The following is a 15,546-nucleotide window of genomic DNA, read 5'->3' as shown; positions in this document are numbered from 1 at the left end:
GGCTGGTACCCATGAAAAAAGTTAAGATAATATGCAATCCTTCTTCAGGAAGACAAATAATACAAAGAAGACTTGATTCTATATGTAAATTACTTATTGATGATGGCTATACAATAAGTAAATTTTTAACCAGAAAAAAAGATGATGCTATGTTAGAAACTATCAAATGTTGCAAAGAGGATTGGGACATAATAATTGCATGTGGGGGAGATGGAACAGTAAATGAAGTAGCTAAAGGTATAGTAAATGGTGGAAGAAAAATACCAGTTGCTATTTTAGCAGCAGGAACTGTTAATGATTTTGCTAACTATATGGATATACCTAAGAATAGTAGAGAATTTTATGAGATGATAAAAAAGGAAAATACTGTAGATGTAGATTTAGGTAAAGTAAATGATGAATATTTTGTGAATGTAGCAGCTAGCGGACTACTTACCAATGTTGGCTATCAAGTTCAGCCAGAAGTAAAAGCTATATTGGGAAGAATGGCTTATTATTTAGAAGGTTTAAAAGAGATACCAAAACAAAAATTTGAACCTATAAGGGTTAAGTTTGAAAGTGAAGAATACACTAAAGAAGAAGATATATTACTATTCTTATTATCGAATAGTTCTTCCATAGGAGGCTTTAAAAAGCTTGCACCAAAGGCTAATGTATCAGACGGGTACTTAGATAGTATTATAATCAAAAAATCAGAAGTTCAAGATTTAATGTCCATATTTATAAATATTTTTACAGGAGAGCATATAAATCATCCAAATGTAGAGTATTTTAAAACGAAAAAAATAACTATACATACAGATGAAGATGTACCTATAGACATAGATGGAGAATTTGGAGGAAAACTTCCTTCAACCTTTGAGGTAGTTCCTAGTAGCTTTAGAATATTTGTAAAGTAACAAAAAGCAGATTAATCTGCTTTTTTCTATAATATCAAATACTATTTCTTATAAATACTTATATAATAAAAAATATGTTTGGCTAAAGCTCAAATAGTTTATAATATGATAAATACAAAAAACAATGGAGGAGATTTTTTTGAGCAATGAAAAAGCATGTGAAAATGTAGTTGAAATTGAAAAACATTTAAGAAAAGTAGACTATATTATTAGAAAAAAAGGTAGAGAGATTTTAAATGATTTTAATATTACAATTCCTCAATTTACAGCATTACAAATATTAATAAGCCAAGGAGATTTAACAGTTGGAGAGTTAAGCCAAGAAATGGCTTTAGCTTGTAGTACTATAACAGATTTAATAAATAGGATGGAAAAAGCTGGACTAGTTGTAAGAAAGAAAGATAAGGAAGATAAAAGGGTAGTTAGAGTTGAAGTACAACCTATAGGATATGATTTAGTAGAAAAAGTTTTAGATAAAAGAATAGATTATTTAAATGGAAAACTAAAGGGGTTTAAAGAAGAAGAAAAAAAATTCTTAAAAAAAGCATTGGATTCCCTTTATACTGCTATGAAAGATGATTAGAGTAGATATATATTTATTAAAATAATCTCTAATTGATATAAATTTAATAAAAATAAAAGTTTTATTGAAAACTTAAATGAAGTCTTTAAACTTATAGTAGTTTTATTGCATATATCGTAGATAATATGATATAATATACAAGATATTTATAATTATATTTTGTTCATGATTCATGATTAATAAATGAGGTGGATAATGATGCCAGCAACTATTAAGGATGTTGCAAAGTTAGCAGGAGTATCTATATCAACGGTTTCTAGAGTAATAAATGATTCAAAACCTGTAAGTCAAGAAGTTAAGAAAAAGGTTCTAGATGCTATCGAAGAATTAGGATATAGACCAAATGAAATAGCAAGAACATTAGTAACTAAAAAATCTTTTTTAATAGGTATAATAGTAACAGATATTGGTAACTCTTATGTTGCACAAATGGTTAGAGGGATAGAAGAAGTAGGAAAAATGTATAATTATGATATATTACTTTGTAGTAGTTATGGTGATAAAGAAACTGAGTTAAGATTTATACAATTGTTAAATAGAAAGCAAGTAGAAGGTATTATATTACTATCAGAAATAGTAAATAAAGAAGTAAAAGAGCAAATAGAACTATTGAAAATTCCATTTGTATATTTAAATAGATACTTTTTTATTGAACACTTTCCTACTGTATCAATAAATGATTATGATGCAAGCTATGAAATGACTAGATATCTAATAAGTTTAGGGCACAAAAATATAGCTTATGTAACTACTAATGAGGAAGTAGAATATTCTTTAGAGAAATTAAAGATAGCTGGCTATAGAAAAGCCATTGAAGAACTTGGAGAAAGTGATGAAATACTTTGTTTCACAAAAGGATATAATATTGAAGATGGTTATGAAATAGGAAAAGATGTTTTGAATCTTAAGAAAGACCTTAATATAACAGCGGTGTTCTGTAGCCATGATGAATTGGCTATTGGACTTATGAATTATTTCTATGATAATAGTATAAGGGTTCCAGAAGATATTTCTGTTTCTGGATATGGAGATATAAAAATAGCTTCAATATATAGACCTAGACTTACAACTATTAAAGAACCTTATTATGATATTGGTGCTGTAGCTATAAGGAGAATAATCAAAGAAATAAAAGGAGAAGAGATGGATAAGTCTCATATTAAATTACCATTTCAAATATTAACGAGAGAGAGTTGTACTAAAATTGAAAAATAAAGAAATAAAGTCTTACTTAACTTTATTTATAATAAGTATTTTAGTAGTTTTAATTTTATCGATAATATTAGGCCATAAATACAGTTTTATCCATAGATTGAGTAATAATTTATTTATTGTTGGAGTAGTTTTTCTAAGTGTAGGTGTGGCATTTCGATTATTTGCTTGGTCTACTCACAAAAAAATGCTAAACAAACAACCTATGGATATAGAAGAATTACAACGGTTAGGAAATAGCCATAAAGATGCTGTTACCATATCAAATATTAAAAAATCAGATGAGCTTAAAAAAAAGAAAGAAGTATTAGGACTATTGTGGAAAAGATTTATGTTTGTAGGCACTATTGATTTTTTATTATCCATAGTAGCGTTAGCATTTTTATAGTTGATGGTGATGGAAAATGAGAAGCTTTATTGCATTGGAATTTGATGAAAAATTAAAAGATAAATTATCAAATATACAGTCTAATATTAAAGAAGAAGCAATAAAAGGTTCTTGGGTACCTTATGATAATTTCCATTTAACTTTAAAGTTTTTAGGAAATATAAAATTGGAAGGTATGCCCAAAATAGATAAATCAATAAAAAATATTTGTACAAAATTTAATCCTATACATTTAACATTAGATAGACTTGGTTTTTTTGAAGGTAATGAAAACATAAGGGTGCTATGGTTAGGAACTAGAGGAGATACTAAAGCTTTAAGTACTTTACATAGAAGATTAGAAGATGAAATGGTCAAAATAGGGTTTAAAAGAGAGAATAGAAGATTTAAACCTCATATTACCTTAGCTAGAAGGGTAGTACTTAAAAAAGATTTCTATGAGCTTAAAGATCAATTAAATAAAGAAATGGATTATGACTTCACTTTAAGTAAAATAAAATTAATGAAGAGTGAGGAAATTATGGGAAAGAGAGTATATACTCCATTAAAATCATATAAATTTAAAAAAATAACCACAGAATAAATCTGTGGTATTTTTTATACACTTTATTAAGATAATGTAACACATAATTAAAAGAAAAGATGACTTAAAACCTGTCAACTAAAAGGTTATATAAAATAAATTAATTAAGGAGTGATAATATGAATAAAGTAATTATCGACGGAAATAGTCTTACGATTGAAGAATTTGCTAATGTTGCAAGAAATGGATACAAGGTGGAATTGTCTAAAGAAGCTATTAAAAATGTAGAAGAGTCAAGAAAGATAGTAGATAAATTTGTAGAAGAGGAAAAAGTAGTCTATGGGATTACAACAGGATTTGGAATGTTTAGTGATGTAGTTATATCTAAAGATGAAACTAAAAAGTTACAAAAGAATCTCATAGTAAGTCATTCTTGTGGAGTAGGTAATCCATTAGATGAAGAGATAGTAAGGGGTATAATGCTTCTAAGAGCAAATGCTCTAGCTAAAGGTTTTTCTGGTATAAGACTTTCAACTTTAAATACTTTATTAGAAATGTTAAATAGAGGGGTCCATCCTGTAATACCGGAAAAAGGCTCATTGGGAGCTAGTGGGGACTTGGCGCCATTAGCACATATGGTATTGGTCATGTTAGGTGAAGGAGAAGCTTATTATAAAGGGGAAAGAATGGAAGGTAAAAAAGCTATGGAATTAGCTGAAATTTCTACAGTACAGTTAACCTCAAAGGAAGGTCTTGCTTTAATCAATGGAACCCAAGTTATGACTTCTATTGGTGCATTAGCAGTATATGATAGTATAAATTTAAGTAAAATAGCAGATATAGCTTCATCTTTAACAATTGAAGCTTTAAATGGAATAGTAACTGCATATGATGAAAAAGTTCATAATGTCAGACCTCATAATGGTCAGATAAATACAGCTAAAAACCTATTAAGACTTCTTAAAGGAAGTAACATGACTACAACTCAAGGCGAAATTAGGGTTCAAGATGCTTATTCTTTAAGATGTCTGCCACAAATTCATGGTGCTTCTAAAGATGCTATAGAATATGTAAAGAAAAAAGTGGAGATAGAGATAAACTCTGCTACAGATAATCCACTAATATTTAGTGAAGTAGGAGAAGTTATTTCAGGTGGAAATTTTCATGGTCAACCTATGGCATTAAGTTTTGATTTTTTAGGTATTGCTTTAGCTGAAATTGCAAATAGTTCTGAAAGAAGAATAGAAAGAATGGTAAATCCAGCATTAAGTGGGCTACCAGCATTTTTAGTAGAGGAAGGTGGATTGAACTCTGGATTTATGATAGTTCAATATTCAGCTGCATCTCTTGTTTCAGAAAATAAGGTATTAGCCCATCCAGCTAGTGTAGATTCTATACCTTCTTCTGCTAACCAAGAAGATCATGTATCTATGGGAACTATAGCTGCCAGGAAGGCCAGAACTATTTTAGATAATGCAAGAAAAGTTCTTGCTATGGAACTTCTAACTGCATGTCAGGCTATAGATTTAAGAGGAAATAGTGGACTAGGTCATGGAAGTAATATAGCCTATGATATAGTAAGAGAAAATACATGTAAGGTAGAAGATGATATAATTATGTACAAAGAGATAAATAAATGTGAAGAATTAATAAAATCAAATATTATTTTAAATAGAGTAGAAGAAAAACTAGGTAGATTAAATTAAAAAAAGGGGGAGTTTAAGTGGTTAACAATTTTGATATTTCAAAAGCTATGACAATTAAATTGGATAATGAATTACCTCCAATGCCTAAATTTGTTGAAGGAATTAGGAGAGCACCAAAGAGAGAATTTAATCTAACAAAAAAAGAAACAGAAATTGCTCTTAAAAATGCATTAAGATATGTACCTGAAGAACTTCATGAAGAACTAGCTCCTGAATTTTTAGAAGAATTATTTACTCGTGGAAGAATATATGGATATCGTTTTAGACCAGAAGGTAATATTAAAGGTAAACCAATTGATGAATATAAAGGAAAGTGTATTGAAGGTAAGGCTTTTCAAGTGATGATTGATAACAATTTAGATTTTGATGTGGCTTTGTATCCTTATGAACTTGTTACTTATGGAGAAACAGGGCAGGTTTGTCAGAACTGGATGCAGTATAGGCTTCTTAAAAAATATCTTGAAGAGCTAACAGATGAGCAAACATTAGTAGTTGCCTCAGGACATCCTGTAGGATTATTTAAATCTTTTCCACATAGTCCTAGAGTTATTATAACCAATGCACTAATGGTAGGTATGTTTGATGATCAGGAACATTGGATTAAAGCTCAAGCTATGGGAGTAGCTAACTATGGACAAATGACTGCAGGAGGTTGGATGTATATTGGACCTCAAGGGATAGTTCATGGTACTTATAATACTATATTAAATGCAGGTAGACTTAAATTAGGCATACCAGAAGATGGAGATTTAAGAGGTCATATATTTGTAACTTCTGGCCTTGGTGGCATGAGTGGTGCCCAAGGCAAAGCAATAGAAATTGCAAATGGGGTAGGAATTATTGCAGAAGTTGATTACTCAAGAATAGAAACTAGATTAAATCAAGGGTGGATAGATAAAGTTTCAGATGATTTAGATGAAGTATTTAAAATAGCGGATAAATATTTAAACAAAAATGAATCTATAGCTATTGCTTATCATGGAAATATAGTTGATTTACTTGAATATATAGTAGAAAAAGGAATCAAAATAGATTTGCTATCAGATCAAACGTCTTGTCATGTACCTTATGATGGTGGGTATTGTCCACAAGGTCTTACTTTTGAAGAGAGAACAGAATTACTCCGTGCAGATAAAAAGAAATTTGTTAAATTAGTAGATAGATCTTTAGTGCGTCACTATGAACTCATAAAGGAGCTAGTAGATAAAGGAACTTACTTCTTCGATTATGGAAACAGTTTTATGAAAGCAGTATATGATGCAGGGGTAAAAGAAATTACTAAAAATGGAGTAGATGAAAGTGAAGGATTCATATTTCCATCCTATGTAGAAGATATTATGGGGCCTATGCTATTTGATTATGGCTATGGACCTTTTAGATGGGTATGCTTGAGTGGAAAACATGAAGATCTTATAAAGACAGATAAGGCTGCTATGGAATGTATTGATCCAAACAGACGTGGACAAGACAGAGATAATTATATTTGGATAAGGGATGCGGAAGAACATGATTTAGTAGTAGGAACCCAAGCAAGAATACTGTATCAAGATGCATTAGGAAGAAGAGATATTGCTCTTAAATTCAATGAAATGGTAAGGAATGGAGAAATAGGACCTGTAATGTTAGGAAGGGATCACCATGATACAGGGGGAACAGATTCACCATTTAGAGAAACAGCAAATATTAAAGATGGTAGCAATATAATGGCAGATATGGCAACCCATTGTTATGCAGGGAACTCTGCAAGGGGCATGAGTTTAATTGCTCTTCATAATGGTGGAGGAGTAGGAATTGGAAAATCCATAAATGGCGGCTTTGGATTAGTATTAGATGGAAGTGAAAGAGTAGATGAAATAATAAAATCAGCTATACCTTGGGATGTTATGGGAGGAGTAGCTAGAAGGTCTTGGGCAAGGAATGAAAACTCTATAAAAACCTGTATGGAATATAATGATAAACATACAGATACTGATCATATAACTATTCCTTATATAGCCGATGAAGATTTAGTTAATAAACTTGTTGAAAATAATTATGATAAATATAATAAATAAAAAATATAGGAGGCGATAAAATGGCTAGAATTTTACAATGTGTACCAAATTTCAGTGAAGGAAGAAATAAGGAGGTAATTGAGGCTATAGTAGACGAAGTAAGAAAAGTAGATGAAGTGAAATTACTCGATTATTCTTCAGATAAAGACCATAATCGTACAGTTGTAACATTTATAGGAGAACCAGAAAAAGTATTAGAAGCAGCATTTAACGCATGTAAAAAGGCTTCAGAACTTATTGATATGACTAAACATGTTGGAGAACATCCAAGAATGGGAGCAACAGATGTTATACCTCTAATACCAATATCAGATATTAATGAAGAAGATACTATTAAAATGTCTAAAAAATTGGGTAAAAGAATAGGAGAAGAGTTAAATATTCCAGTATATCTATATGAAAAGTCTGCTTCTGCACCTCATAGGGAGAATCTAGCAAAAGTTAGAAAAGGTCAATATGAAGGAATGGCAGAAAAATTAAAAGAAGAAGAATGGGCTCCAGATTTTGGACCTAATGAATTAAACATTAAAGCTGGTGTTACGGCAGTTGGTGCAAGGATGCCTTTAGTTGCATTTAATGTTAATTTAGATACTGATGATCTATCAATTGCAAAGAAGATAGGTAAGGCAGTTAGAGGAAGCAGTGGAGGTTTTGCTTATTGTAAAGCTTTAGGTATAGAAATAAAGGAAAGAAATATAGTTCAAGTTAGTATGAATATGGTTGACTATACAAAGACTCCATTATATAGAGTTTTTGATATGATTGAAAGAGAAGCTAATAGATATGGAGTAAATGTAATAGGAAGCGAAATAATCGGATTGGTTCCAATGAATGCATTAATAGATTGTGCTAATTATTATTTAAAAGTCGAAGATTTTGATGAAAGTCAAATACTTGAAAAAAGAATTTTTGAATAGGGTGATAAAATGAAAGCAACTTTAGTTATAGAAAATATTTCTAAACTAATAACCTTAAAAGGTGAAAATAGGCCGAGAGTCGGACAAGAAATGAGAGAGATAGGTTTAATTGAGAACGGAATTGTTGCAATTGATGGAAATGAGATTATCTATGTAGGGGAAGGGAATCTTCCTTCTCACATAGAAGTAGATAATGATACTGTATTTATAGATGGGACAGGAAAAACTGTAACTCCAGGACTTATAGACTCTCATACTCATTTAGTTCATGGAGGTTCAAGAGAGAATGAACTGGCTATGAAACTAAAGGGTGTGGAGTATTTAGATATATTGGAAAAAGGCGGAGGAATACACAGCACAGTTAAAGCTACAAAAGAAGCAACTTTTCAAGAGTTATATGAAAAAGCTAAAAAGAGTTTAGATACAATGCTTTCCTATGGTGTTACAACTGTTGAAGCTAAAAGTGGATATGGAATTGAAGATTTTGACGTAGAATTAAAACAAATGGAAGTAGCAAAAAAATTAGATGAAGATCATCCAATAGATATTGTATCTACTTTCATGGGGGCACATGCTATACCAGAAAAGTATGAAAACAATCCTGAAAAATTTGTAGATATTATAATAGAAGAAATGATTCCAGAAGTAAGTAAAAAAGGTCTTGCAAAGTTTTGTGATGTGTTCTGTGAGAAAGGTGTATTTAGTATAGAACAATCTAGAAAAATACTAGAAGCAGGAAAAAGCTATGGACTAATACCTAAAATACACGCAGATGAAATCAAACCATTAGGTGGAGCAGAACTAGCAGCTGATATAGGATGTATCACAGCAGATCATTTAGTTGCAGCTAGTGAAGAAGGAATGAAGAGGATGTCTGAGGAAAAAGTTATAGCTAATTTATTACCTGGAACCTCTTTCAATCTTCAATCTGGCAATTTTGCTAAGGCTAGAAAATTAATAGAAATTGGTGTACCAGTATCTTTATCAACAGATTATAACCCAGGAAGTTGTCCTACGGAAAATTTACAATTAATAATGAGCTTTGCTTCACTAATTATGAAAATGACTCCAGAAGAAGTTATTACAGCAGTAACTATAAACGGGGCATGTTCTCTAGGACTGGAATCAAAAAAAGGAAGCATAGAAGAGGGTAAAAAAGCAGATCTAGTTATATTTGATGCACCAAATTTAAACTATATTATATATCATTTTGGAATCAATCATGTTGAAAAGGTTATAAAAGATGGTATAGTTATAAAATAAGAAGGGGCTGTTTCAAAATAAACAACCCATAAAATAAAAACAGGTCAAAGAGCACTGGCTCTAAGACCTGTTTTTTAGTATAATTTATCTGTCATGAAAAACCATACTAAATTTAATCATAAAGCAAAAATCAAAAAAATGCAACTATCTTTTAGTTTTGATTTGACTAATAATTTTGATATGGATGACGAGGTTTTCCTGGTGCACAATATTATTGAGGAGATGAATTTAAGTTTTTTAACTAGTGCCTACTTTCATAAAGGTAGAAAGCCGGCTGTAGAACCACGTACTATGTTAAAAGTATTAGTTTTTGCATATCTAAATAGAAAAGATTTCGGAGTATTTTAATATTAATGATGAATTATCAAAAGGCGATCTTAAAAAGCTTGTTTTAAAGGAATTTAATAATGTAAGAAATATTTGTAAATCAAAAGATATAGTATTTGTTTATGGTCAAGGGAAAAGAAAAACAGAAGAACAAAAAAGATATGAATTGTTTGAAGAGTGGCTTAATAAGCTTGATACAATTAAAACGAATATATGTGGCAGAACGATTTGAAAATTTAAGAAAAGAATCAGAACAAAATATAACTACAAAAGAAGGAATTACAGAAAGACTTAATCGTTCAATTCAAGCTGAAGGAATATTTTCATATATAAAATCGGGAATGAGATATTTAAGATTTAGACATAGGAGCATGGAAAAAATTGTTGCAGAAATGAAAATGTTACTTTATGAAAAAAATAGAGGACTTATGACAAATATGTAGAAATATATGTTAAAATATCTTATATGGGGGGAAGTTAAGATGGCTGAAAAGCAATATGTTGTTTTTAAACTAGGAAAAGAAGATTATGGCATAGATATTATGAATGTTAAAGAAATAGGACCTTATCAAGAATCTGTTAAACTACCTAATGCACCTAGTTTTATTGAAGGTATAATTAATTTTAGAGACAGAGTAATTCCTATAATAAATCTTAAAAAAAGATTTAATCTTATAGATGAAGGGGTTACAAATGATACTAGGATAATTATTATTAATTTAGGAGAAAGACAGGTAGGATTTGTAGTTGATGAAGCTTCACAGACAGTTAGATTAGATGACAAAAACATAGATCCAACCCCAGATATTATATCAAAAATAGAGAGAAGATATATTACGGGAGTCGGGAAACTAGATGAAAAAAGGCTCTTAATACTAATAGATCTTGAAAAAGTATTGAGTGATGAAGAGAAGGAAGAGATAGGGAATATGGAATTAAAATAGTAGGAGTGTACTATAATGGGTGATTCTTTCATAGGATTTAAGAAAATAAATGATATACTAACTGAAACTATATCTGCTGTTGAAAGCAGTAGAGAGCAGCTGTTTGATATTGTAGAGCATACTCAAAATGAGTGTAAAAATATTGAGTATGAACTAAAAAAAATTAGGGAAAAGGTCGATATTATTATCTGTGAGGTGGACAAATTAGAAATAGCAGAGAAGAGAAGTAGGATCGAACTGGCTAATGTAAGCAAAAATTTCCATGTTTATAATGAAAATGATATAAAAAATGCTTATGAAAAGGCAAACGATCTAAGAGTCCGACTTACTCTAAAACGGGAAGAAGAAAGAACGCTCATAGAAAAAAGAGGAGAACTTGAAATAAGACTTAAGGAAACTATAAAAGTTTTAGAAAAAGCAGAAAAAGTGAGCAAACAAATAGGTGTCGCTACTCAATATTTAAAGGGTAATGCTGAGGATATCTTGTCTACAGTAGGTGATTTAAGTAAAAGACAATTTCTGGGAATTAAAATTATTGAAGCTCAAGAAGAGGAAAGGCAAAGGCTTGCAAGAGATATACATGATGGTCCAGCTCAATCTATGGCTAATATTTTAGTAAAAGCACAACTATGTGAAAAACTTTTAGAACACGATGTTGAGAGAACTAAAAAAGAACTAGGCAGTTTAAAGAATATAGCTAAAACCAATTTAAATGATATAAGAAAGATTATATATGACTTAAGACCAATGACTTTAGATGATCTAGGTTTAATTCCTACTTTAGAAAGATATATTTATAATTTTATGGAAGAAAGTAATATTTTAGTAGAACTAAAAGTATTAGGTGATATAGTTGGATTTGAATCGGCTATAGAGATTGCTGTATTTAGAATAGTTCAAGAAGCTTTAAATAATGTTCAAAAACATTCACATGCCAGAAAAGTAAATATTTTAGTAGAAAAAACTTTCACTAGGCTTAATATATCAATATCTGATGATGGGATTGGATTTATTATTGAAGATGAGATTATAGATAAAGATATACGTTCTGGGGGGTTCGGACTTATGAGTATGAAAGAAAGGGCTGAACTATTAAATGGTAAATTAAAAGTCAAATCATCTCCAGGTATGGGAACCAAGATATCTCTTTCTATACCATTAAATGAGGAGGAAGATATTTGTGAAAAATAAAAATATAACAGTAATGATAGTAGATGACCACGTACTTCTAAGGGAAGGCTTAAAGCAAATTTTAGATCTTGAGGAAGACATAGATGTTGTTGCTCAAGCTGGAGATGGGGAAGAAGCAGTTGCTAAAGCATTAAAACATAGAGTTGATGTAATATTGTTGGATATAAATATGCCTAAAATGAATGGGATAGAAACATTAAGAAGATTTAAAGATCTAGGTATTACGTCAAAAACTATAATGCTTACAATTCATGATGATAGGGAATATTTATGTGAGACTATAAAAATTGGAGCAAATGGTTATATATTAAAAGATTCAGATGCCGATAGTTTGATAAAAGCTATTAGAGATGTGAAAGATGGGAAGACTTACATACAACCTAGTGTAGCTTCTATGCTTATAGAAGAACTAAATTCTAAAGAAAAAGAAACTAATGGAGATTTATTAAAAATTGAAGCTTTGACTAAAAGAGAGTATGAAGTCTTAACTTTAGTAGCAGAAGGTCTTAATAATAGGGAAATTGCTGAAAGATTGTTTATTAGTGAAAAAACTGTAAAAAATCATGTTTCTAATATATTTAAAAAAATAGATGTAAATGATAGAATTCAGGCGGCAATATTTGCATATAAAAATAATATAAAAAAAATATAGAAATTTATAATATGGGATTAAAATAATATGGAGGGATTAGCGTGGATGGAAAGAAATTAAAAGAAAAGCTGACTTTTAAATTTAGGAATGTATGGGACAGCATAAATGATGAAGAAAAAGAAGAGTTATTTGAGTTAAACGAAGACTATAAAAAGTTTTTAAACATAAGTAAAACTGAAAGAGAAGCAGCTAGCGAAATCATAAAAAAAGCTGAGGAAAATGGATTTAAGCCAATAGAAGATGTGATAAATGCTAAAGAAAAACTTACACCTGGAATGAAAATTTATGCAAATAATAAAAACAAAGCTGTGGCTTTATTTGTGATAGGAACTGAAAATATTACAGAAGGCATGAATATAATAGGTTCCCATATTGATTCTCCAAGATTAGATATAAAATCTTATCCACTATATGAAGATTCTGATATGGCACTATTTAAAACTCATTATTATGGGGGAATAAAGAAGTATCAATGGGTGTCTTTACCTTTATCATTACATGGCGTAGTAATAAAAAATAATGGTGAAAAGGTGAATATTGTAATAGGTGAAAAGGAAGGAGAGCCAGTATTTTTTGTATCCGACCTTTTACCTCATCTTGCAAAAGATCAAGAAAAGAAAAGTCTTGGTGAAGGAATTGAAGGAGAAGGTTTAAATATAACAGTTGGAACCATACCTTGTGGTGAAAAAGATTTGGACGAGAGAGTTAAGTTAAATGTTTTAAAAATACTAAATGAAAAGTATGGAATAACTGAAGAAGATTTTACAACTGCTGAGATTGTAGCAGTACCAGAAGGTAAGGCAAGAGATTTAGGAATAGATAGAAGTTTAGTGCTTTCTTATGGTCATGATGATAGGGTTTGTGCATACACATCCTTAAATGCTATATTAGAAGTTGAAAAACCTGTGAGGACTTCAGTAGCATTATTTGTAGATAAAGAAGAAATTGGAAGCGTAGGAAATACAGGTATGCATTCTAAATTCTTTGAAAATATTGTTGCAGAATTAGTAGCGCTAGGAGAAGGAGATTGTAATGCAGTAAATATCAGAAGAGCTATGTCAAATTCAAGAGTTTTATCTGCAGATGTAGCAGCTGCTTTTGATCCTAATTATCCTCAAGTATTCGATAAGTTAAATACTGCTTATATAGGAAGAGGTATTACTTTAGTGAAGTACACTGGCTCTAGAGGAAAGGGAGGTAGTAGTGATGCTAACTCCGAATATATAAATTATATTAGAAGGGTATTTAATGAAAATAATATTATATGGCAAACAGGTGAATTGGGAAAAGTAGACCAAGGTGGAGGAGGTACCATAGCTTATATATTAGCTAATTATGGTATGGACGTAGTAGATTGTGGAGTACCAGTTTTAAGTATGCATGGACCTTATGAAGCTGTAAGTAAAGCAGATGTTTACATGACATATAAAGGATATAAAGCATTTTATTTGGCTTAATATTAATATAAATAAATCAGGCAATATTGCCTGATTTATTTATATGTTCTAACATAAAATTTTTAAAAGTTTCACTTAGTGGAGAGAGTTGTCTATTTTTATGATAGACAAAATAAAATTTTCTATTAAGATCAAACCCTTTAATATTAAATACTTTAAATTTATTTAAATTTAATTCTTCAAGTATAGTTTTTTCAGATAAAAAACTAACTCCGATTCCAAGGGATATTAGTTTTTTTATGGTTTCGGTATCCTCTATATATCCTATTATATTTAAAAGATTTGAACTAATATTATTTTTTTCTAACTCCCTTTCTAAAAGATTTCTAGTTCCAGAACCCTTTTCTCTAAATATTATTTTTTCTTTTAATAATATTTCCTTATCCAAATAAGAATAGTTATCTTGAAAGAACTTAGGGATATTAGCTGTAACTAGAAGAAGCTCGTCTTCAATCAATTCAATATAATCTAAATTTTTAGATGGATATTTTGCTCCAACTATTCCAAAGTCATTTTCACCATCTAGAATATTTCTTATAACTTCTTTTGAATCTCTATCAGTTAGTGAAAAAGTTACATCTGGATATTTTAGAACAAATTCTTTAAGAATATTCGGGAGGACATATTTTCTAGGAACGGAACTAGAGCATATTTCTAGATGTCCCTGAATCTTTCCTTTATAAGAAGCAAGTTGAAACTTGGCCATTTCACAAGTATTAATAATATTTATAGCATATTTATAAAGAATATCTCCTGCTTCTGTAAGTGACATGTTTTTTCCAGAACGATTTATAAGTATTGTTCCGAGTTCTTTTTCTAGGTTTTGAATATGGCTTGTGACAGTAGGTTGTGTAATATATAATTTTTTTGCAGCTTTAGAAAAACTCTTTAGATTTGTAACTTCAACAAAAGTTTCTAATTGACGAAGATCCAATTTAATCACCACTTTCAAAAAAAGTTCATACTATATTTATATATTATCAAATTCTATAGCAATTGTAATATTTAAGACGTAAAATATAAATTTTAAATATTTTTGCAAAAAACTATTGACAAAATCTAAAAAAACTGATATATTTTTAAGAGCTGTCACCGATATAGCGAATTAGATAAAAAACATAAAAAAAGAACAAAAAATAAATCAAAAAAAGACTTGACAAAATAAAAAAAATACGCTATACTGAATAAGTCAGCAAAAAAGCAACAAAAGAACCTAGAAAATTAAACAGTGTAAAAAAGTCCTTAAGTTAATAACTTTGATTTAAATATAATTCATAACTTAAGTCTGTATGTTTAACATACAGAAGTAATTAGTTCTGAAGGATAAAACTTTTATTATGAGAGTTTGATCCTGGCTCAGGATGAACGCTGGCGGCGTGCCTAACACATGCAAGTCGAGCGAAGGATATATAGTGAAATCTTCGGACTGA

At 30.0% G+C, this 15,546-nt stretch carries 16 protein-coding genes and 1 rRNA gene; 16 read left to right on the top strand and 1 reads right to left on the bottom strand.

Annotation, left to right across the window (positions count from 1 at the left end; translation table 11 throughout):
* Positions 1-11 precede the first annotated feature (11 nt).
* The 15 genes from FYJ27_RS00085 (at position 12) to FYJ27_RS00015 (ending at position 14,116) form a co-directional block, all read left to right on the top strand.
* Positions 12-899, top strand: a complete 888-nt coding sequence (locus FYJ27_RS00085) for a diacylglycerol/lipid kinase family protein (RefSeq protein ID WP_154481257.1) — start codon at positions 12-14, stop codon at positions 897-899.
* Between the two features lie 139 nt (positions 900-1,038).
* Positions 1,039-1,482: a MarR family winged helix-turn-helix transcriptional regulator gene (locus FYJ27_RS00080; RefSeq protein WP_154481254.1), complete on the top strand. Its 444-nt coding sequence runs from the start codon at positions 1,039-1,041 to the stop codon at positions 1,480-1,482.
* 198 nt (positions 1,483-1,680) lie between these two features.
* The gene (locus FYJ27_RS00075) at positions 1,681-2,697 is read left to right on the top strand and encodes a LacI family DNA-binding transcriptional regulator (protein ID WP_154481251.1); all 1,017 of its coding nucleotides are present in this window, start codon (positions 1,681-1,683) and stop codon (positions 2,695-2,697) included.
* The gene (locus tag FYJ27_RS00070; RefSeq protein ID WP_154481248.1) at positions 2,687-3,082 is read left to right on the top strand and encodes a hypothetical protein; all 396 of its coding nucleotides are present in this window, start codon (positions 2,687-2,689) and stop codon (positions 3,080-3,082) included. The genes FYJ27_RS00075 and FYJ27_RS00070 overlap by 11 nt, the downstream gene beginning before the upstream one ends.
* Before the next feature lie 16 nt (positions 3,083-3,098).
* Complete coding sequence (gene thpR / locus FYJ27_RS00065) at positions 3,099-3,665, top strand: RNA 2',3'-cyclic phosphodiesterase (RefSeq protein WP_154481245.1); 567 nt, start codon at positions 3,099-3,101, stop codon at positions 3,663-3,665.
* A gap of 119 nt (positions 3,666-3,784) precedes the next feature.
* Positions 3,785-5,311, top strand: a complete 1,527-nt coding sequence (gene hutH / locus FYJ27_RS00060; protein WP_154481242.1) for a histidine ammonia-lyase — start codon at positions 3,785-3,787, stop codon at positions 5,309-5,311.
* A 17-nt stretch (positions 5,312-5,328) separates the two neighbouring features.
* Positions 5,329-7,365, top strand: a complete 2,037-nt coding sequence (locus tag FYJ27_RS00055) for a urocanate hydratase (protein ID WP_326831012.1) — start codon at positions 5,329-5,331, stop codon at positions 7,363-7,365.
* 20 nt (positions 7,366-7,385) lie between these two features.
* Entirely contained in the window at positions 7,386-8,282 is an 897-nt protein-coding gene (gene ftcD / locus FYJ27_RS00050) for a glutamate formimidoyltransferase (RefSeq protein ID WP_154481239.1), read from the top strand.
* A gap of 9 nt (positions 8,283-8,291) precedes the next feature.
* Positions 8,292-9,545 carry an imidazolonepropionase gene (gene hutI / locus FYJ27_RS00045; RefSeq protein ID WP_154481237.1) on the top strand — a complete coding sequence of 418 codons (1,254 nt, stop codon included), beginning with the start codon at positions 8,292-8,294 and terminating at the stop codon, positions 9,543-9,545.
* 201 nt (positions 9,546-9,746) lie between these two features.
* Entirely contained in the window at positions 9,747-9,893 is a 147-nt protein-coding gene (locus FYJ27_RS00040; protein WP_154481234.1) for a hypothetical protein, read from the top strand.
* 101 nt (positions 9,894-9,994) lie between these two features.
* Positions 9,995-10,315 (top strand): transposase, encoded by a 321-nt coding sequence (locus tag FYJ27_RS00035; RefSeq protein WP_229775435.1) that lies wholly within the window; start codon positions 9,995-9,997, stop codon positions 10,313-10,315.
* Between the two features lie 39 nt (positions 10,316-10,354).
* Positions 10,355-10,816: a chemotaxis protein CheW gene (locus FYJ27_RS00030; protein WP_154481228.1), complete on the top strand. Its 462-nt coding sequence runs from the start codon at positions 10,355-10,357 to the stop codon at positions 10,814-10,816.
* A gap of 15 nt (positions 10,817-10,831) precedes the next feature.
* On the top strand, positions 10,832-12,007 hold the full coding sequence (locus FYJ27_RS00025) for a sensor histidine kinase (protein WP_154481225.1): 1,176 nt from the start codon (positions 10,832-10,834) through the stop codon (positions 12,005-12,007).
* A complete protein-coding gene (locus FYJ27_RS00020; RefSeq protein ID WP_326831011.1) occupies positions 11,997-12,659 on the top strand; it encodes a response regulator transcription factor in 663 nt (220 codons plus the stop codon). Before FYJ27_RS00025 ends, FYJ27_RS00020 begins: the two co-directional genes overlap by 11 nt.
* 41 nt (positions 12,660-12,700) lie before the next feature.
* The gene (locus FYJ27_RS00015; protein WP_326831010.1) at positions 12,701-14,116 is read left to right on the top strand and encodes an aminopeptidase; all 1,416 of its coding nucleotides are present in this window, start codon (positions 12,701-12,703) and stop codon (positions 14,114-14,116) included.
* Between the two features lie 16 nt (positions 14,117-14,132).
* Here FYJ27_RS00015 and FYJ27_RS00010 read toward each other — a convergent pair whose 3' ends face one another.
* Positions 14,133-15,050 (bottom strand): selenium metabolism-associated LysR family transcriptional regulator, encoded by a 918-nt coding sequence (locus FYJ27_RS00010; RefSeq protein ID WP_154481222.1) that lies wholly within the window; start codon positions 15,048-15,050, stop codon positions 14,133-14,135.
* 399 nt (positions 15,051-15,449) lie between these two features.
* Between FYJ27_RS00010 and FYJ27_RS00005 the strand changes: the two genes are divergently transcribed.
* Positions 15,450-15,546: ribosomal RNA gene (locus FYJ27_RS00005) — 16S ribosomal RNA — on the top strand; the annotation flags it as partial.

The organism is Anaerosalibacter bizertensis (assembly GCF_009696605.1).
GTDB lineage: Bacteria > Bacillota > Clostridia > Tissierellales > Sporanaerobacteraceae > Anaerosalibacter > Anaerosalibacter bizertensis.
The sequence above is the reverse complement of the archived record's forward strand: the minus strand, read 5'-3'. Positions and strand labels throughout refer to the sequence as shown.